General features: G+C 60.0%; 14 protein-coding genes. 7 read left to right on the plus strand and 7 right to left on the minus strand.

Features of this window, described 5'->3' with window-relative positions:
- Nucleotides 1–77: 77 nt before the first annotated feature.
- The 5 genes from RUH64_RS14180 to RUH64_RS14200 all read left to right on the plus strand — a co-directional run bounded on the left by RUH64_RS14180 (nt 78) and on the right by RUH64_RS14200 (nt 7,881).
- Entirely contained in the window at nt 78–2,099 is a 2,022-nt protein-coding gene (locus tag RUH64_RS14180; RefSeq protein ID WP_396276036.1) for an APC family permease, read from the plus strand.
- Between the two features lie 6 nt (nt 2,100–2,105).
- The gene (locus tag RUH64_RS14185) at nt 2,106–3,428 is read left to right on the plus strand and encodes a class I SAM-dependent RNA methyltransferase (RefSeq protein WP_313814234.1); all 1,323 of its coding nucleotides are present in this window, start codon (nt 2,106–2,108) and stop codon (nt 3,426–3,428) included.
- A 164-nt stretch (nt 3,429–3,592) separates the two neighbouring features.
- Complete coding sequence (gene acnA, locus RUH64_RS14190; RefSeq protein WP_313814236.1) at nt 3,593–6,328, plus strand: aconitate hydratase AcnA; 2,736 nt, start codon at nt 3,593–3,595, stop codon at nt 6,326–6,328.
- A 141-nt stretch (nt 6,329–6,469) separates the two neighbouring features.
- Complete coding sequence (locus tag RUH64_RS14195) at nt 6,470–7,015, plus strand: GNAT family N-acetyltransferase (protein ID WP_313814237.1); 546 nt, start codon at nt 6,470–6,472, stop codon at nt 7,013–7,015.
- Between the two features lie 41 nt (nt 7,016–7,056).
- A complete protein-coding gene (locus tag RUH64_RS14200; RefSeq protein WP_313814238.1) occupies nt 7,057–7,881 on the plus strand; it encodes a phosphotransferase in 825 nt (274 codons plus the stop codon).
- 4 nt (nt 7,882–7,885) lie between these two features.
- On the opposite strand, the gene RUH64_RS14205 is transcribed toward RUH64_RS14200, so the two are convergent.
- From RUH64_RS14205 to RUH64_RS14235, 7 genes are read right to left on the minus strand one after another with little or no spacing between them, the layout of a single operon-like run.
- On the minus strand, nt 7,886–9,187 hold the full coding sequence (locus tag RUH64_RS14205; protein WP_313814239.1) for a patatin-like phospholipase family protein: 1,302 nt from the start codon (nt 9,185–9,187) through the stop codon (nt 7,886–7,888).
- On the minus strand, nt 9,187–9,612 hold the full coding sequence (locus RUH64_RS14210; RefSeq protein ID WP_313814240.1) for a hypothetical protein: 426 nt from the start codon (nt 9,610–9,612) through the stop codon (nt 9,187–9,189). The genes RUH64_RS14205 and RUH64_RS14210 overlap by 1 nt, the downstream gene beginning before the upstream one ends.
- The gene (locus RUH64_RS14215; RefSeq protein WP_313814242.1) at nt 9,609–10,106 is read right to left on the minus strand and encodes a hypothetical protein; all 498 of its coding nucleotides are present in this window, start codon (nt 10,104–10,106) and stop codon (nt 9,609–9,611) included. The genes RUH64_RS14210 and RUH64_RS14215 overlap by 4 nt, the downstream gene beginning before the upstream one ends.
- Complete coding sequence (locus RUH64_RS14220) at nt 10,103–11,029, minus strand: acetoacetate decarboxylase family protein (protein ID WP_313814243.1); 927 nt, start codon at nt 11,027–11,029, stop codon at nt 10,103–10,105. Before RUH64_RS14220 ends, RUH64_RS14215 begins: the two co-directional genes overlap by 4 nt.
- Nucleotides 11,026–12,078, minus strand: a complete 1,053-nt coding sequence (locus RUH64_RS14225) for an alpha/beta fold hydrolase (protein ID WP_313814244.1) — start codon at nt 12,076–12,078, stop codon at nt 11,026–11,028. Before RUH64_RS14225 ends, RUH64_RS14220 begins: the two co-directional genes overlap by 4 nt.
- A complete protein-coding gene (locus tag RUH64_RS14230) occupies nt 12,075–13,976 on the minus strand; it encodes a hypothetical protein (RefSeq protein ID WP_313814246.1) in 1,902 nt (633 codons plus the stop codon). The genes RUH64_RS14225 and RUH64_RS14230 overlap by 4 nt, the downstream gene beginning before the upstream one ends.
- Nucleotides 13,963–16,425 (minus strand): GMC oxidoreductase, encoded by a 2,463-nt coding sequence (locus RUH64_RS14235; RefSeq protein ID WP_313814247.1) that lies wholly within the window; start codon nt 16,423–16,425, stop codon nt 13,963–13,965. Before RUH64_RS14235 ends, RUH64_RS14230 begins: the two co-directional genes overlap by 14 nt.
- Before the next feature lie 291 nt (nt 16,426–16,716).
- Between RUH64_RS14235 and dxs the strand changes: the two genes are divergently transcribed.
- Nucleotides 16,717–18,684 carry a 1-deoxy-D-xylulose-5-phosphate synthase gene (gene dxs, locus RUH64_RS14240; protein WP_313814248.1) on the plus strand — a complete coding sequence of 656 codons (1,968 nt, stop codon included), beginning with the start codon at nt 16,717–16,719 and terminating at the stop codon, nt 18,682–18,684.
- Entirely contained in the window at nt 18,681–19,265 is a 585-nt protein-coding gene (locus RUH64_RS14245; protein WP_313814250.1) for a DUF402 domain-containing protein, read from the plus strand. Before dxs ends, RUH64_RS14245 begins: the two co-directional genes overlap by 4 nt.
- The last annotated feature ends 21 nt before the right edge of the window (nt 19,266–19,286 follow it).

Below are 19,286 nucleotides of genomic sequence, written 5' to 3' on the forward strand. Positions count from 1 at the left end.
ACAATAGCGGTCTTGGGCGCGCAGGCAGATTCATCGGCAACCAACATGTCGTTGCTCGCCTGCGATAACGTAGGTAGGTGCCCGCATTATTTGATGGTCTGAAAAGGATCCTCGTGGGTCGGCCCTTCAGCACCGAACAGCTGAAAAAGAAGCCGCTCCCACCACGCATCGCCTTGCCGATTTTCTCCTCCAGCGCGTTGTCCTCCCTGGCCTACGCCCCGGATGAGATTTTGCTGACCCTTGCCATGGCGGGCGTCGCGGCCACCATGCTTTCACCCTATGTCGGGGTCGCGGTGCTGGTGGTCCTGGTGGTTCTGGTGCTGTCCTATCGCCAGTCGGTGATGGCCTACCCTTCGGGCGGCGGCGACTATGAGATCGTCAGCAAGAACCTCGGGGCGCGGCCGGGAACCGCCGTGGCAGCGGCACTGCTCGTAGACTTCGTCCTGACGGTCGCGGTGTCCAGTTCCTCCGCGGCCCAATACCTCACGGGCATCTTCCCGGCGCTGGGGGAGTACCGGGCGTGGGTGGCGGCGGGCATCGTGATCCTTCTGGTGGTGGGCAACCTGCGCGGACCGGCCCAGGGCCGCTGGTCGCTGGCCATTCCCGTGTACCTGTTCGCCTTCGGCATGCTGGCGCTGATCGCCATCGGCGGGGTGCTGGCGATGACCGGAAATCTTGGACTTGCCCCCAGCGCGCAGTTCACCATCGTCCCCGAGGCCGAATTCTCCACCGGCCTGCAGGGCATGGTCGGTGCCCTGCTGATCCTGCGTGCCTTTTCTACCGGTTCCGCGGCGCTGACAGGCATCGAGGTTCCCATCTCCAATGTGCAGCAGCTTTCGCGCCCGCGGGCAAAGAACGCCGGGCGCATCCTGCTGGTGCTAGGCCTGCTCTCGGGCGTGTTGACCCTGGGGACGCTCATGCTTGCCAAGGCCACCGGAATCAAGGTGGTGGCGGATCCACACTCGTCGCTGCTGCTGAACGGGCAGCCGCTGCCCGTCGACTATGTGCAGATCCCGGTGCTGGGACAGCTGGCTCAGGCGGTCTTCGGGCAGTTCTATCTGGGGACCGTCATCGTCTCGGTGCTCACCATCATCGTGCTGCTGCTGGCGGGCAACCAGGCTTTCAACTCCTTCCCGTCGCTGGCCAGCCACCTGGCCACCGACGGATACCTGCCACGGCAGTTGCGCACGCGAGGCGACCGGCTCGGCTTCTCCAACGGCATCCTTTCGCTGGGCGTGGCTGCGGTGCTGCTGGTGCTGATTTTCGGCGGCGATGTCACCATACTGATCCAGCTCTACGTGGTAGGCGTGTTCGTCTCTTTCACGCTCAGCCAGCTTGCCATGCTCAAACACTGGAAGCGGGAACTGGTGCCGGTCTCGGACCGCAGGATCCGCGCCACCATGATGCGCCGGCGGCTGCTGAACCTGGTGGGTCTGGTGCTTTCTGGGCTGGTGCTGCTGATCGTCTTGGCTACGCGTTTCATCCACGGCGCCTGGCTTGCGGTGTTGGGCATCGTGGTGCTGATGCTCATCATGGATTCGCTGCAGCGCCACTATCGCCAGGTGGACGCGGAGCTGTCCATCGACGACGACGGCGGCCAAGCCACCGCGCTGCCTTCACGGGTCCACGCACTGGTGCTGGTCTCCACCGTGCGCAAGCCGGTGCTGCGCGCACTGGCCTTCGCCAGGGCCAGCCGGCCCTCCAAGCTTGAAGCGATCATCGTGGACGTCGAGGCAGAGAAGACCGAGAAGACGCTGGCGGACTGGGAGCGGCTGAAGATCCCGGTGCCGATCACCGCCCTTGCTTCCCCCTACCGCGACATCCCCGGGGCGCTGATCTCCCACATCCGCTCCATCAAGCGAGAATCTCCGCGCGACCTGATCGTGGTGTACATTCCCGAATACGTGGTGGGCAGCTGGTGGGAACAGCTGGTGCACAACCAAACCGCGCTGCGCGTGAAGAACCGCCTGCATTACGAGCCGGGCGTGCTCATCGCCTCCGTTCCCTGGCGCCTGCTCAGCGCGAAAAACGTCTTGGGCGGCGGGCCCACCGAAGAATCTTCGGGCCACCGCGAAACTCACTCATTGCCGAAGGACTAATTGACTGTGACCGATCCACATACCCTGACACTTGAACTGGGCCCCATCGCCCACGGCGGCCACACCGTTGCCCGGCACGAGGGCAGGGTCATCTTTGTCCGCCACGGAATCCCCGGCGAACAGGTGCGCGTGCGGCTGACCGACAGCGACGAGAACGCGAAATTCTGGCGTGCAGATGTCACCGAGGTGCTTGCTCCCAGTGAACACCGGGTACAGCACTTTTGGAATCCTGCCGATGCACTGGCGCACCTCGACCCGGTGGGCGGCGCCGAGTTCGGGCACATTTCACTGGAGCATCAGCGCGAGCTCAAGGCACAGGTCTTCGCCGAACAGCTCACCCGGCTCGGCGGGCTGAATCCGCAGGAACACAGCTTCCCTGGCGTCCAGTTCGCCCCCGGGGCAGCCAACGGCCTGGGCTGGCGTACCCGCATGTCCTATTCGGTCGATGCCGACGGCCACCTGGCCATGAGCGCGTTCAGGAGCAACAAGCTCACGGCCATCGAACAGATGCCGCTGGCGCATCCTGCTATTGAAGCCACTGGCCTGTACGCAGTGGACTACACGGGCATCGAACGCGTCGAAGCTGCGGTGTCCAGCAAGGACGACGCCACGGTGCTGATCCTGCTGGCCGAAGCGCGCCCGGGCGCGGCCAAGCGGGTGGCACGCCAGTTCCCCCAGGGGGTCAACGTCGCCGCCTTCAGTCAGTCCGGCGGTTCGGCGGCCGACGGCCGCGGTGCGCTGCAGGCGCTGTCGGGACGCAGCTGGCTGAGCGAAGAGGTGCTCGGCGAAGAATTCCGCATCACCGGCGAAGGGTTCTGGCAGGTGCACCGCGCCGCGGCGACCACGCTGAGCGAACGCGTGCTGGAACTGACCCAGCCGGGGGACGGAGAGCAAATTGCAGACCTCTACGCGGGCGCCGGATTGTTCTCGCTGCCGCTGGCTCGGGCCGTGGGCTCTGCGGGACGGGTATTCTCCATCGAGGGAGCCCCGGGAACCCACGCCGATGCCAAAAAGAACCTGCGCTCAGTTTCGCAGGCAACGGTGATCCGCGGCCGCGTGGAGCGCGTCCTGCGCCAGGTGGCGCGAGACGCCGCGCTTGATGCAGTGGTGCTTGATCCGCCGCGGGCGGGAATCGACAAGAGCGTTGCAGCTGAACTCGCCGCCAGTGGCGTCTCGCGGATTTGTTACGTGTCCTGCGACCCGGCATCTTTCGCCCGTGATGTCAGCCGTCTGACTTCCCGAGGCTATGAATTAGCGCACGTGGAGATTCACGATTTGTATCCGCACACCCACCATATGGAGTCCGTGGGGCTGTTCGTACGCCGTTAAACCTATCTTTTTGTCCGTTTGGACACGAATTTGGCTGAAATTTATATCCGAGCGGCCTTTTTCTGTGTCTTGGCGATAGACTGTTTTTAGCTCTGCAACAACACAATCATGAGCAACTCAGTTAGGAACTCCTAACTGGAATGTGATTGTCTGAGTGCAACAGAATGAGTGTCTGGCGAGAGGAGTCCCACGTGAGCAATGTGGACAGCTTCGGTGCCAAGGGCGTACTTGACGTCAATGGAACCGAATACGAAATTTACCGACTGAATCAGGTCGAAGGCTCAGACAGCCTTCCTTACAGCCTTAAGGTTCTGCTTGAGAACCTGCTTCGCACCGAGGACGGCGCGAACGTAACCAACGAGCACATCAAGGCACTGGGCCAGTGGGATGCTTCGGCGCAGCCGAACACCGAAATCCAGTTCACCCCGGCTCGTGTCATCATGCAGGACTTCACCGGCGTTCCTTGTGTTGTCGACCTGGCAACCATGCGCGAAGCAGTCAAGGATCTGGGCGGCGACCCAACCCGCGTGAACCCACTAGCTCCTGCTGAAATGGTCATCGACCACTCGGTGCAGATCGACACCTTCGGCTTCGAAGGCGCCGTCGAGCGCAACATGGAGATCGAGTACCAGCGCAACGGCGAGCGCTACCAGTTCCTGCGCTGGGGCCAGACCGCGTTTGACGACTTCAAAGTCGTCCCACCGGGAACCGGCATCGTGCACCAGGTCAACATCGAGTACCTGGCGCGCACCATCATGACCCGCGAAGTGGGCGGCGTACTGCGCGCCTACCCAGATACCTGCGTGGGCACCGACTCCCACACCACCATGGTCAACGGCCTTGGCGTGCTGGGCTGGGGCGTTGGCGGCATCGAGGCCGAGGCAGCAATGCTCGGCCAGCCTGTCTCCATGCTGATCCCACGCGTTGTCGGCTTCAAGCTGGCCGGCTCCATCCCGGCCGGTGCTACCGCAACCGACGTGGTGCTGACCATCACCGAAATGTTGCGCAAGCACGGTGTTGTGGGCAAGTTCGTTGAATTCTACGGCGAGGGTGTCGCCGAGGTGCCGCTGGCAAACCGCGCCACCATTGGCAACATGTCCCCAGAATTCGGTTCAACCGCTGCCATGTTCCCAATTGACGATGTCACCCTGGACTACCTGCGCCTGACCGGCCGCTCCGAGGAGAACATCGCCCTGGTTGAGGCTTACGCCAAGGAACAGGGCATGTGGCACAACCCAGAGCGCGAGATCCGCTTCAGCGAATACCTCGAGCTGGACCTGTCCACCGTCGTACCATCGATCGCCGGCCCGAAGCGCCCGCAGGACCGCATTGAGCTGTCCAGCGCCAAGGAGCAGTTCCGCAAGGACCTGCACAACTACGTTTCGAACGCCGACGACACCCAGGGTATCGGCCGTCCGTCCACCGCAGTTGAGGTTGTCAAGGAAGACGGCGAGAAGTTCACCATCGACCACGGTCTGGTTTCGATCGCCTCGATCACTTCTTGCACCAACACTTCCAACCCTTCAGTAATGCTCGCGGCAGCTGTGCTTGCACGCAACGCAGCGGACAAGGGCCTGACCTCCAAGCCATGGGTCAAGACTTCGGTTGCACCAGGCTCGAAGGTTGTCACCGAGTACTACGAGAAGTCGGGTCTGCTGCCATACCTGGAGAAGCTTGGCTTCTTCGTCGTCGGCTACGGCTGCGCCACCTGCATCGGCAACTCCGGTCCACTGGATGCGGAGATCTCCGAGGCAATCCAGGCCAACGACCTGGCCGCTACCGCGGTGCTTTCGGGCAACCGCAACTTCGAAGGCCGCATCAACCCAGACGTGAAGATGAACTACCTGGCTTCCCCGCCGCTGGTCATCGCCTACGCACTGGCAGGCACCATGGACTTCGACTTCGAGACCGACGCACTGGGCCAGGACGCCGAGGGCAACGATGTCTTCCTGAAGGACATCTGGCCATCGCCTGTCGAGGTTCAGGAAATCATCGATTCCTCGATCGACAAGGACATGTTCGCCAAGGGCTACGACGGTGTCTTCGAGGGCGATGCCCGCTGGAAGGCACTTGACACCCCAGAGGGTTCGACCTTCGCATGGGATGACAAGTCCACCTACGCCCGCAAGGCACCATACTTCGACGGCATGACCGCAGAACCGCAGCCGGTGTCGGACATCTCCGGCGCCCGTGTTCTGCTCAAGCTGGGCGATTCGGTCACCACCGACCACATCTCGCCTGCAGGTTCGTTCAAGTCGGAAACCCCGGCTGGCCGCTACCTGATCGAGAATGGCGTAGACCGCAAGGACTTCAACTCCTACGGTTCGCGCCGTGGCAACCACGAGGTCATGATCCGCGGTACCTTCGCGAACATCCGCATCAAGAACCAGCTGCTGGACGGCGTCGAGGGTGGCTTCACCCGCGACTTCACCCAGGAAGGCGCCCCACAGTCGTACGTGTACGACGCTGCCATGAACTACAAGGAAGCCGGCACCCCGCTGGTCGTCTTGGGCGGCAAGGAATACGGTTCGGGCTCCTCGCGTGACTGGGCAGCCAAGGGCACCGCGCTGTTGGGCGTCAAGGCAGTCATCACCGAGTCCTTCGAGCGCATCCACCGCTCGAACCTGATCGGTATGGGCGTTCTGCCGCTGCAGTTCCCTGAGGGCGAAACCGCAGACACCCTGGGTCTGACCGGTACCGAAACCTTCGCAGTTGCCGGAGTCACCGAGCTGAACAACGGTGTTACCCCGAAGACCTTGAAGGTCACCGCCACCGCTGAAGACGGCAAGGTCACCGAGTTCGACGCTGTTCTGCGCATCGACACCCCGGGTGAAGCCGACTACTACCGCAACGGCGGCATCCTGCAGTACGTACTGCGTCAGATTGCAGCTGCTAACTAAGGCATCGCCTAACTAGTTGTTCATCACTGGAACATCACAGAAGCCCAAGTCCAATTGGACTTGGGCTTCCGTGATTAACTCTGCTATTTGTTAGGATCTGAAACTACTTGCGATGCCAAGGGAGCTGAGGGTTACTTTCGGATGAAACAACTAATCACAACCAGACTCCGTCTACGAGCATGGCAGCCTACCGACGCTGAATATCTCCTCAGCTTAGAGTCGCTGCCGGAAATCGTGAGATTCCTTGGGAGAGATGCACGGACGATGGCCACGATTGAGGAGGCAAAGGCTTCTATTCAACGACGCAGGAGCATTACCACGCAGGGACAGGGAATCTGGGCGGTTGAAGAGCGAACGTCAGCCAAACTCGTTGGCAATCTATTGTGCAAACCAGTCGGCATTACTCACCAGGATGGCTCTGCGATCATCGAGATCGGCTGGCACCTGCATCCAAGTGCACAAGGTAACGGGTATGCCACCGAAGCCGCGGAAGCAGTAATCGACTACGCGCAAAGCTGCGGCGTCGATACAATATCTGCCTTTGTCGACCCCCTGAACATCGCCTCGGTTAAAGTGTGCGAACGATTGGGGATGACGTTGCAGGTACTTCCCAAACACGTATACGGACAGCAGATGCTGCATTTTCAGGTTATGAAGAAATCGCCAAAATTACAGGATAACTACTAATGCGGCCAGATGACTTCCATAGTTTCCTTAGCAAAACGCAAGTGGAGCAGCTGGAACGCTGGCTGCCAGGAGCCCAGCTGGAAACCGACCTGTCATGGCATGAAATGGATACCCTGGTGCTCCTCACCAAGAAAGATGGCCAAAGGTACATACTCAAGAGCGCCGGCGAGCAGAACCACCATTTCGATAGGGAACTGCAAGCACATCAAAATAACACCGCCGATCTGATTGCCGCTGGTTATTGCGCGTCGCTGATTGCAGCGTCAGTTCCACAACGGCTCATGCTCTTGGAATACCTTCCAGGTACCCTAATCGACCGCACTGCGGCAGCCTTCGACCCCGATATTCATCATCAAGCGGGCCGAGCCCTAAATATTCTGCACCACAGCGATGCTCATGTTGATCAGGACTATGAGACGCAACTAATTGCCAAATGCCGGCGGGTATTGAGCAGGCCGCATCGAATCCCAACCTCGGTTGAACAAGAGGTACTGGCCCGGCTCTCTAATTATCACCCGCAACCGGTTCAGTTGGTGCCTACCCACGGGGACTGGCAGCCGCGTAATTGGCTGAACGATCATGGAAGGCTTCGAATTATCGATTTCGGCCGATTCGAATATCGCCCTGCCGCCACGGACCTGGTCAGGTTGGCCGCGCAGCAGTGGAGCGGGCGACCCGACTTGGAGGAGGCATTTTTCGCCGGTTATGGAAAAGATCCCAGGACGCAGCTGGCGTGGCCCATGCTCTATCTGCATGAAGCCATCGGTACTGCGGTGTGGGCCCACCAAATGGGCGCAGAAGAATTTGAAGAGCAGGGACATCGCATGCTTGTCGAAGCCCTGCGATTGTTCAACAGCCAAGCCTGAATTCCTATGTACCTGAAGTACGAAGCATTTTTAATGTCTTCTTAACTGTCGAGATTCGTTGCCTGACCCCATGCGCACCGAACGGTTCCAGAGAGAGGAGCATTCGAATCCGTCCGCACAGTCCCAACCGCATTGAAATGCGCTGGTTTCCAAACTCCATTGTTGCGTGGGATAACTGCTCGTAAATGCTGGACCTGTCAGGGATCTTGCGGCTGATAACCAGCGGTGCCCACGATCCGTCGACTCTGAGCTTGGCACGATAGACCCAACGGCCGGAGCTGCGCGTGATACTTCCAGCCGCGAGCGGGATCGGATGCTTCCAATGCTTACTGCTGAGGAAGCCAGTAACGGTACCCGGCTCGGAAGGGTCCAACGGCGACCAGATGGTCATTCTGGCCTCGAATCCGCGGCCTGAAAGTCGTTCGCTCCAGCTTGCCCCCGCAGTTTCATCCGTCATTGCGGTGCATCGATAATCCGGCAGGACGCCCGACTGCTTTGCCTGTTCAAGATAAGCGACCGCGTCTCGATATCCCATGGACATAAGCGTTGAGGAACTGATCCGCCCGAGATAAAAGACCGGATCTAGCGGCAGCGGATGTTCCGGCTTTACCACGTGCAGGACAAACTCCCTCCCCGCGGCCTTTGCCAACTCGAAATCAGCCATCAACCCACCGGTGGCGCTCATTTCGATCATATGCACGTATTGCTCCAACGGTCCGTTGCCCCAGTAGGGTGAATTGCCTACGCACCAGATCAACCAAATTTCTTCGGCGTCGTGGTCCAAAGCTGCGGTGATGTTTGCATCCCGGATCCACGCTGCGTCCGTCCATGTCAATCCGTCTCGATGCAGCGGAGCGGTGAAGATCGGAAGGCTCATTCCGGCGGCCAGCAATGGCAGGTCAACGTCCTTTGAAGACACCGTGATGCTGCGCTTTTCGGTGAAATTAGCGATGTTGAACGTCCCGAGGACCTTACTGGTGCGGATAGCTTCCACATCCACACCCATGGATGGAAAAAGCTTGTCCACCATCGCCGCTGGTCCTGAAAGTGCCGGGAGATTCCATGGTCCTCGCAGGTAGTCACGAATCGGCAGCGGTGCAGAAAAGTTTGAGACTTTTACTTTGGACCAGTGTTCAATCATTTGGTCTGCGTTCTGCCCAGAGAGCATCATGGCCGTATTTAAAATGCCGCCGGAAGTTCCATCCACATGCGAAAATTCCAGTTCTGACTCTTCTAGGGCTTTGAGTACCCCTGCCTGCCAAGCCACCCGCATTCCGCCGCCTGCTAGCACCAGTGAACGTTTCATCAGTCCTCCGTCTGCTCTTGCTTGGGCAGAATTTCGGCGCCTAGTGCTGCTGCCAGAACGCCGGCGGATATCAGGTCGAATGCTGCCACCGCGAGGGCTCGACGTGCGAATACACCGTGAGTGACCCCGACGGCCACTGCTCCCACTGCACCTGCCTTTTGCGCCATTGACCAGAATAAGACCAGACGGGTTGACTTCCCGCACAACATCGAATGGGTGAGAATCCCGCCGGTGACGTTCATGAACATTCCCACCGTGCCAAACAGCTGACGGGTCGCCGGTGAATTTTCGGCACCTACGAGTTTCAGCACCATACCCGGTGCAGCGGCTTGACCGGTACCTGAAAGTACAGTGACGACGCCAATGCACAACGACGCCTGCCGTAGGGGCGAGCTCGCCAAGCTGGATGCTATCGGTAATTTCATGACAAAACCTTCCACATATCATTGGCCGAAACTAGGTACCCCACGGACGCCATCCAATAGACCAAAGAGGCGAAAAAACGAGCCCAATTCCGCGTCACCCAGCGAGACATCATCTGATGCAGTTGCTGCCGGTCGCGCACATCCCCGGACACAAGCTGTTGGTTGACCGGGCGCATGGCAAAGCTAAACCAGACGGCGAGGAATAGATACGCAATTAGCGTGCCCCACGCAAGCACGTTCGTATGTACATCTGCAGCTCCCAGCCACAGCTGGAGGGCCGGCGCCACGAGCAACGGGAAGAACATCAGCACGAAAAATTTCGTGGCCTTGACAATTGGCACTGCGAAGACCGTGGACAGTTCGTCTAGGCGCAGTCCAAGGAATACCGGACGTAGGAAGAACTGCAACACCAGCATCATGCCCAAATAGAGCGAGGCACCAAAGACGCTCACCAACGCGGCGACGAGTACCACCCATGCCTGAACCTGGCTCATGACCGACGGCTTTGATCTCGCAGCGGCGGATCGAGCCATTCCTCACTCAGTCCGAGACCTGCTACCGAATCCATGCCGTCTCCGCCATAGGGTGCACGGTCCCGTCCATATTGGAACCAGGCTTCATAGTGGTCGTCAAGCACACCGTGGGCATCCGGAATATACAGTGTGAACACCGGCTGCGGATCGAAGTCGAGACCTGCCAAGCCCGCCACCTGTGGAAGGTCGCCGAACTCCAACCGCGCCTTGGCCTGCCGACCTATTGATACATCGGCGGTGCCTTGAAAATAGATGCTCGACTTGTAGAGCATCCCGCGAAACGAACAGAAGTTTACGGCGCCGACCTTGATCGGCAACGCGGTCGGTGAGGGTCTGTCAATTTCGATGAGTGCACCCTTGCATCCGTCAAGCTCATAGGCGCTGGACACCGATGCATCGGTGACCTTGAAGTCCAGATTTGCCTTGTGCTTGGGCATACCCCAGATGCCTTTCCCTCCCTTGACTGAAACTTCGGTGCTCACCGGCAGATCCACCACGTACTGGCCGAGGTTCAATGACTTTTGGAACAGCATGGGAAGCAGTGGCGGTGCCGGGCGCATACCTCGGGTGACGGCCAAGGCCAGCGAGTACTCAATGTAGGCTCCAATGTCCGTGGCAAGGTAGTTGATGACCGTCACCACCAACAGCGATCGCCCGCCCGGAATTCTGAATGGATGTAGTTCCTCGCCGGGGATTAGAGCTGCCGCGGCGCGGGCGTCCACCGGGAAGGCCGTCATCAGCACGGGGGAGGGCTCGGAATTCACCGGAAGTACATAACTGATCCCGTCAATTGTTGCTTTCTGTCCAGACAGTTGGCGTTGACGAGCCGGCAACGCCGAGGGCAGCAGCCTTAGCGCCGAGCGCAGCGGGGGTAGCAGAGTCATGATGCAAGCTCCTGAAGAATCAAAGGATAGGTGTCGCGCCAGGCATTTTGACCAAAAATAATGTCGAGGTGCCCATACCCGGGGATCAGGTGCAGCGAATGCTTCCCGGGAGCGTAGTAGTCGAAGAACTTAAACGTGCGCTGCTGCGCCAACGGAAGGAAACAGTGGTTATCTAGACCGCCGATAAACGAGAATCTTGCATCGGTGCGTGGTGGACCGTCAACCAGAGACTCCGGAAGCTGCGGGTACACCCCGGTGGGAACCAGATAACCCGCTTTCACACACTGGGCCATCTGCCGAAAGAACGACAGCGGAGCCCCTGCGAACTCCCCAATGATCCAGCGATGGGTGGCACTGTCAAGATTTTCGTGGGACCACAGGGCGGGGTGCCCCGCACCATAGGTGAACGACACCAAACGGCAGACTGTGTTGTCGCATTCGTGGTGCGTCAACTTCACCCCAGCGCGTACAACCCGAGAAAAATAGCCTTGGGATTTATAGCCCCAGCGAGGGGAAAGCGTCGGGGTGAATCCGCCCAGCAGAGGCAACAAATGGGTGAGCTTCTGCCGTGACACCCATGGCACGTTGATGAACAGCGAGGACGCGTTGGACACGATGGTACGGACCTCCGGCAACAAGCCGGCGACCGCAGCGATGGTGAAAGACGTCGAGCCTTGGCAATGTACAAATGCGGCCAGCGAAGTGGTGCCCGTGCGCCGCAGGACCTCGCGGACAGCCGCCGGATGATCGAAGACTGCAGCATCATCCAAGGTCCAAGGCACTGCGGGCAAGTCGATGGAAGCACGCCAGTTCAGCATCCAGACATCCCACCCGTCATCAAGCAGCGCGTCCACCAGGGTGCGTTCGAGGGGAGGACGGAACAGCTCGGCCCTTACCCCGGCACCATGAACCAGCAGCACCGGCCCACGCGGCGCTTCCGAATGACGAACCGAGGAAACATGAACCAGCGTCAACGGTAGGCCGTCCTCGGCGCTGAAGTGAATAATCTGAGTTTTGTGGTCAACACGGGTAGTCTGCGTGGTAGTCATTGAGCGCCTCCGGGATCGGGGAAACCATTGATGCTGATCCGGATCGGTTCTTCCAAAAGCCGCATTCGTGGCATACCGTCAGCAGGGATTGGCCGCATCTGGTTTTGGATGCTGGGCCCGGTGTCCCAGTCGTGGATGACGGTATCGATGATCACCGGATACACCACCAGGGTTCCGTCAGCACACAGATTCATGCGCAGGAACCCTTTGCCGTCTTCATAGGCCAGCGCCGTCATTTTTAACCGCCCTACGGCACCGGCGGGAGCCAAGATTAGATGCAAGGCGAAAATCATTGTCCCCACCACGGCGCCTAGCAAGGTGGCGTATACCACCGCCAACAGAACCGTGATCCAGTCAGCGTTCCAGCTTCCCTGCCAAGGCACCCCGATCAGTCCCACGAAGATTGCCGAAGACCACATTAATTGCAGGCTCAGCATGATCATCGGCTGTGCCAGCGGACGTGGCTTGTCTTTTCCTTGAGATCTGCTTTTGCCCAGGTCTCGTCGGTTGTTCACCTGCCAGAGCAACAACGCGAGCAGCATCGGCAGCACGAAGACGAAGGCCACAACACCCAGCGCATGTACTACCTGGCCCGAGCTCAATGACTGTGGGTATGAGCTGCCGGTGACACCGGAGAAAATGGTGCACAAAAACATGAACAACACTAGATGCAGCACGCCCAGCCCGGTGCTGAGCCAAGGGTTGCGACGGGGGATGAAGTATTTGCTGAATGGATTGATCAGCTGCCGATGAAGTTTCTGTTCCTGTCGCGCGGTGGGGTACATCGTGTCGGAGAGCGTATAGCGGCGGCGTTCTGCAGGATTCACCATCTCTCGGGATCCGGTGGGAGGCAACAGCAACTCGGGCGACAGCTTCTTGGCTCCTGCAAGAAAAGCTCCACCCAACCCACAAGTCAGCAGCTGCTCACCGCGCGGATCGTCGGCACCCGCTGTTTCATGCGCCTGTGCATAGCGTACGTAGTGGTGTTTGTCCCCGCTCAGGCGCACCCTGATCTGCGCACCGGTGGGATGCTGTTCACCGGACAGTGGATCGGTTTGGTTCACCAGGTAGTGGTTCTCGAAATAACGCAGCGAATTATTTGCGTCAGGGTCGGGATGCGGGAGCCTTGCGGTGTCTTCCCATGTGGGGGATGACACGCACAGAATGATCGCATCCCCGGGTTTCAGATGTCTGGTCACCTGCGATTCAAAGTATTCAAGCTGCGGCCGGTCAATATAGCTACCCAGTTCGCTGTCCAGTGCTACTAGCCACCAGGTCTTTTGCACGAGGTTGCACTCTAGATTGGTGAGCCGTGCCGCGAAGTAGCCGCGCGATTGCAGCGTCTGCCAGCCGCCGATTTGCGCATGTTGGCAGAAAACGCGTTCGAATGCGGTTAGCCCGTCATACCAGTCGTGATTGCCGGGAAGCGCCAGTAGTGCGGCCGGCGGACCCGGTATCGACGCTGCACGGAACGGACGGACCAGTCGGTCTTCATAGGCTCGAACGGAAGCCGAAGGATAGACCTCGTCGCCTCCCATAATCAGCAGCTGTGATTTGGGCAGCGTTATGGTCTGTCCGCCCGCGCTGGCAGCATCCACCTTCAGGTCATTCTGGGCCAGGGCCCACGCTAGCGTATAGGTTGCATCGAAGCCGTCTCCAAGATCAGCGATGAAGTCGATCCATTGCCCGCGTTCCTGCGGCGGAAAACCGCTGAGGTCCATGGCCTGCTGCTCAAAGATGCTCTGGGTCTCCCTGTTGTCCATGAAACCTAGGAAGACTTGAGCCGCCAGGGCCTTTAGGCCCGTTCGCAGTAGCTCGGGCGGAGACAGCCAGCGCACAGCCGGTCGCGGCCTAAATCCCAGCTGCTGCTCGAATTTCGCCAATTCATGCTGGTTCATGATCTAACTTCCGTGCACGACGCGGTGCGAGGTAGCTGTGATACAGCGACCCGAGGAACAACCCTCCGAATGCGGAAAGCGCTTTGGTCTTGTGCGGTCCCTTCGCCTTGAAGGTTGTCAGCTGGCGGGCAAAATCCAATGGCTCTATATAGAGGATTCCTGATCCCAGCACTGATGGATCATCGGCGTCCAACAGGCCGGTGGACACCACCTGCACTTCTGTCGGTGGAGGAACATGACCTTCAAGCAGTTGTACATACAAGGTCGTGGTATCGGGCCAGAGATCGATCCCCGGACCGTCCTGGATGTCCTTGAAGCCCACCAAGGTTAGCGGGCGGCCGCCCGGGGACTGAACAAGCAGGCGGTAGAGCATCAGCCGGCGGTCTTGTCCATCGGGGACGAACAGGTTAAACCAACCTCGAAGCACTGTGCAGTGTCCGCCGAGAACATCCGCGTCGAGGAAGCCGTCAGCGCTTGCAGGATGGCGCGGATCTGCCGTGAAGCGGTCGATGTCTGAGGCCGTGATGGTCAGGGTGAACATCATGCGCTCATGACGTAGGGACGCCTGCGCCAGTCCTGCGCTCGGGTCGCCGAGCCCCAGGGTGAAATGTCCGCGCATGGTTTCGGTAAATGCCACCGAGGTGGCTCGGGGATTCATGGGCTTAGACGGGCTCTGGGGCCGCTGCTGCGCGGTGTCTTCGTCGGCATCTGACGCAGAATTGCCCCGGGAGTGTTTCCTTGTGCTCCACGGCTGCTCCAACAAACGCTCACACGCCCGGTCAGCCATTGCAGCAATGGTGAGGGACGGATTCGGCCCCACAGGACCAGGCATTGCTGCCCCGTCGACCACATAAAGTCCCGGTTGGCCGAAGACTTCCGCGAAGGAATCGCACACCCCTTCCTGATCGTTCGAGCCGATCGGCGCCCCGCCCAATGGGTGCACGGTGACGATGCGCTTAGCCTTCCACAGCGGACTGTCTTTAAAAGTCGCGCCCAGCTCGTCGCCGATTCCGCGCATGGTGCTGCGCACGGAATCGAAGAAATCTTCCGAGGTAGCCAGCGTCCAGTCCGCGGCCAGCCGCCCCTCGCGCAAAAACATGCGGCCATCGGGCACGTCTCGACCCATGCCCAACAGGGGCAGCGCTGTGCTGGAAAAGCGTCCGGTGCCCAGCGCCATGGACAGGTCGGCGGAGATGCTGCTGCGGTTCAGCTGAAAGAGCCGATTTTCAATGATCTTCGCTGCAACTTTTCCCGCCCTGGGCAACGCTTCACGCAGCTGTGCAAGTTCCATCAGCCAGTTGATGAACGACGGATATCCCGCATCTTGCAGGTAGTAGCCGCGGCCAGCGGCTCCGTCGCCGTCAAGCGCATCGGCCACCCTCAGTGTGCTGGTAATGACGGGGCCGTGATTACCATATAGCGGGCGCGGCACCGTGATGCCTTCTGATTCTTGGGTGGCGTTGAACAGCAGCCCCAAGAGATCGCCATTGCTGCTGAAGCGAGTTCCCAACGCCGGGCTGATGCCAGGCAGCGTCATGCGGTTGCGCAGCAATAAATAGGTGGTGCCGAAGGTGCCTGCTGCCAGCAGCAGCTTGGAACAACGAATAGTGTGTTCAGGCAGCTCGCCGGTGGAGGCCGGGTGTTCGGGATCGTGGATGACGTATCGGACCAGCCAGCTGCCGTCTGTGTCGCGGGCGAAGCCTCGCACCTCATGTAGGGTACGGATTTGCGCATTACCCGTTGCGGCCGCGGCAGACAGGTACGTGTGATCCAAGGTGTTCTTCGAGCCGGAATTGCAACCCAGATCGCATTCTCCGCACAGTGTGCAAGTGGTGCGGGGTTTGCCGTGGATATTTCCGTAATCGGCCAAGGGCAGCTGCCTGCCTGGTTCAGCCGATGAATTCTGATCCACTGCAAAGCTCACGGCGAGCGGTGGCCGGAATACCTGGTGTCCGCCGGCCCTGCCAGCCTGTTCGAAGGCATTGGTTTTTGCGGTGTCGTGGTAGGGATATCGGTTCACGCCGATCATGTCCTCGACGGTTTTATAGTGCTGTTCCAGATCCTTGTAGCCGATGGGCCAAGATTCATAGCCGCCCCCGGGCAAGGGCGATTCATTGACGAACCACTTTTCGTCTTTGCGCAGCAGAACATTTGCGTAGATCAGTGATCCTCCGCCTAATCCGCTGGAAACCAAACCTTCAAGCCCGCGCAGGGTCCAGGCATCGAATAGGCCATAGAGTTTTTCACTCGGATCCCAGAAAGCGGTGGCAAGTTCGGAGGGCGTACGGGCGAAATCACCCGGTCCATAGGGCCTGCCTCGTTCCATCAGGACAACCTGTTTGCCTGCCGCGGCCAACCGGTAGGTGGACACCGAACCGCCGAATCCCGAGCCGACCACAACTGCATCTACATATTCCGTCGGCACTCGGCCGGCCCGAAATTCCCCCATGTCCCCCTCCTGGGAAGACCTAGCAGATACGCGAGGTGGATGGCCCCGTGTCCAGACTGAGGCTAATTGTACATACGCTGTTTAAATGTTGAAAGAGCTGTACGTCTTTGGATTCTAGTTTCTTTTCTGCTCCCGCAACCGCGAACTTCGGGCAGTAGCCAATGTCATTGCCTGAAAATTGGTTCCAACCCCAAGGTGGACGATAATGGAAATGGTTGCGCGCGAGATAGAATTGATGTTTCGCACCGGCTTGCTGTGCCGAAGTTCGGCAATTATGTGAAGGGGATGACTGTGTCTTTGCTAGAGACCATAAAGAAACCAGGCGACCTTCGGGCGCTCACCCCCGAACAACTCACCGAGCTCGCCACAGAAATCCGTGCATTTCTCATCGCCAATGTTGCCCGCACGGGAGGCCACCTCGGCCCGAATCTCGGTGTCGTGGAACTGACCCTGGCCATCCACCGCGTGTTCGAATCGCCCAAGGATTCCATCGTTTTCGACACGGGACATCAATCCTACGTCCATAAACTGGTCACCGGGCGACAGGACTTCAAGACCCTGCGTCAACAGGGCGGCCTCTCTGGCTACCCCGACCGCGGCGAGTCCGAACACGACATCGTGGAATCTTCCCACGCATCCTCGTCCCTGTCGTGGGTCGACGGAATTTCCCGCGCCAACAAGCTGCGCCGCCTCGACGACCGTTACGCTGTGGCACTGGTCGGCGACGGGGCGCTGACCGGCGGCATGGCCTGGGAAGCGGCCAACAACATTGCCGGAGACAAGGACCGCAAGGCAATTATCGTCGTCAACGACAATGGCCGATCCTACGCACCGACCATCGGCGGCCTAGCTAATCAGCTGTCGGGCCTGCGTCAGCAGCTGGACAAGGTGCGCACGCACCCGGCGTACGAAAACGCCATGGACAAGCTCAAAGACAAGCTCAAGGATTCTGGGCCGGTCGGGAGCTTCACCTATAAGTCGCTGCATGCTACGAAGAAGGGCATCAAGGACTGGTGGGCGCCGCAGGGCCTCTTCGAGGACCTCGGCATCAAATACATCGGCCCCATCGACGGTCACAACCTCGCAGCGGTGGAAGAAGCACTGCAGCAGGCCAAGCAGTACGGTGGGCCGGTGCTGGTTCACGCCCTGACCGAAAAGGGCCACGGATACGCCCCGGCGCTCGCCGACGAGGCAGATCAGTTTCATGCCGTCGGCGTGATCGACCCGACTACCGGCAAGCCAATCTCAACCTCCAGCGCCCAAAGCTGGACCAGCGTGTTCGGCGAGGAAATTGCGAAGATCGCCGATGAGCGTGAAGACGTTGTCGCAATTACCGGTGCCATGCTGCTGCCGGTGGGCCTACAGAAGATGGCCGAAGCCCACCCGGAGCGCGTGATCGACGTGGGCATTGCGGAACAGCATGCAATGACCACCGCGGCCGGCCTGGCATTTGGCGGACTGCATCCGGTGGTCTGCGTGTATGCGACGTTCCTGAACCGAGCCTTCGACCAGCTGCTGATGGATGTCGCCCTGCATAAGGCAGGGGTCACCATCGTCTTGGACCGCGCCGGGGTGACCGGCCCCGACGGTCCAAGCCACCACGGCATGTGGGACATGGCGCTGACTCAGATCGTCCCGAACCTTCGCCTGGCTGCCCCGCGCGATGCCACCCGCCTGCGCGAAGAACTGCGCGAATCCATGGACGTCAAGGACGCACCGACGGTGGTGCGCTTCTCCAAGGGCTCGGTCGGTGAAGAAGTCGAGGCCATCGACCGCCTTCCCGACGGTGTGGATGTTCTTGCCCGGTTGGGAGACCGTGCGGCACCGGACGTGCTGATTATCTCCGTGGGAGCCATGAGCGAGCTGTCGCTGGACGTGGCTCAGCGGCTGAACAGCCAGGGGGTCTCGGTAACTGTCATCGATCCGCGCTGGGTTCTTCCGATGCCGCAATCGGTGATTTCCCTGGCAGCCCGCCACCGCATCGTGGTGTGCATCGAAGACGGTGTGCGCGCCGGGGGCGTCGGCTCGCGACTGCGCACCGAAATGCGCGCGGCCGGCGTGGATACCGCGCTGAATGAAGTAGGCCTGCCCACCGAATTCCTCACCCATGGTTCACGCGATCAGGTGCTTGAACGCGTGGGCTTGACCGCCCAGCAGGTAGCGCGGGATACGCTCGCGCAGGTTTTGGGCACCAAGGTGCCGTTCGCCCGACCGCTGCCGGGTCAGGAACTGCCTACCGGACAGATCCCCAAGCTGTGAGCGTGCAGCTGGGGTACCTCACCGACCTTCCCCGCGAACCGGACAACCCGGAGTTCGGTGCGCTGATCGTCGCCCGCGCCTGGAAATACAACGGCGCCTCGCACTGGGTGGTGCCCGGATTCTACTTGGGTCAGGACGAGTTTGGGCACTGGATTCACCAGCCTGCCGGATCCTTGATCGCCCGGCCTTCGACCGCGCATATTGCACCGTGCGACGCCCTGTGCCTGATCCCGCACGAAGGCCAGTGGGTGGCGACGCTGTACAACGACGAGGCCGAAGACTTCGACGTGTACATCGATCTCGCCAGCAACATCGGGTGGCAGCAGATGAAGCGCGGCGCCTGGGAGGTGAACTCCATCGACCTCGACCTGGATGTCATTCGCTCACACAGCCAGGGGACCTTCCTCGACGATGAGGACGAGTTCGCGGTGCACAGCGGAGAAATGAATTATCCGCAGGAGCTCATCGATTCGATCCGCCGGGAAAGTGAGCGCCTGTTGACGCAGGTTGCCGCGGACCACGCCCCGTTCAACCATGCATACCGTGCCCAATGGCTGGCCAAGGCTGCCCGGCTGCCATGATCCGCACCGCATGATCAAGCT

It is taken from the genome of Glutamicibacter sp. (assembly GCF_032154645.1).
Classification (GTDB): domain Bacteria; phylum Actinomycetota; class Actinomycetes; order Actinomycetales; family Micrococcaceae; genus Glutamicibacter.

What these genes read in the sequence shown, in the direction of transcription:
- RUH64_RS14225 (WP_313814244.1), bottom strand. Translation starts at nt 12,078, where the DNA reads ATGACTACCACGCAGACTACCCGTGTTGACCACAAAACTCAGATTATT.
- RUH64_RS14235 (WP_313814247.1), bottom strand. Translation starts at nt 16,425, where the DNA reads ATGGGGGAATTTCGGGCCGGCCGAGTGCCGACGGAATATGTAGATGCA.
- RUH64_RS14205 (WP_313814239.1), bottom strand. Translation starts at nt 9,187, where the DNA reads ATGAAACGTTCACTGGTGCTAGCAGGCGGCGGAATGCGGGTGGCTTGG.
- RUH64_RS14210 (WP_313814240.1), bottom strand. Translation starts at nt 9,612, where the DNA reads ATGAAATTACCGATAGCATCCAGCTTGGCGAGCTCGCCCCTACGGCAG.
- RUH64_RS14215 (WP_313814242.1), bottom strand. Translation starts at nt 10,106, where the DNA reads ATGAGCCAGGTTCAGGCATGGGTGGTACTCGTCGCCGCGTTGGTGAGC.
- RUH64_RS14220 (WP_313814243.1), bottom strand. Translation starts at nt 11,029, where the DNA reads ATGACTCTGCTACCCCCGCTGCGCTCGGCGCTAAGGCTGCTGCCCTCG.
- RUH64_RS14230 (WP_313814246.1), bottom strand. Translation starts at nt 13,976, where the DNA reads ATGAACCAGCATGAATTGGCGAAATTCGAGCAGCAGCTGGGATTTAGG.
- acnA (WP_313814236.1), top strand. Translation starts at nt 3,593, where the DNA reads ATGAGTGTCTGGCGAGAGGAGTCCCACGTGAGCAATGTGGACAGCTTC.
- RUH64_RS14195 (WP_313814237.1), top strand. Translation starts at nt 6,470, where the DNA reads ATGAAACAACTAATCACAACCAGACTCCGTCTACGAGCATGGCAGCCT.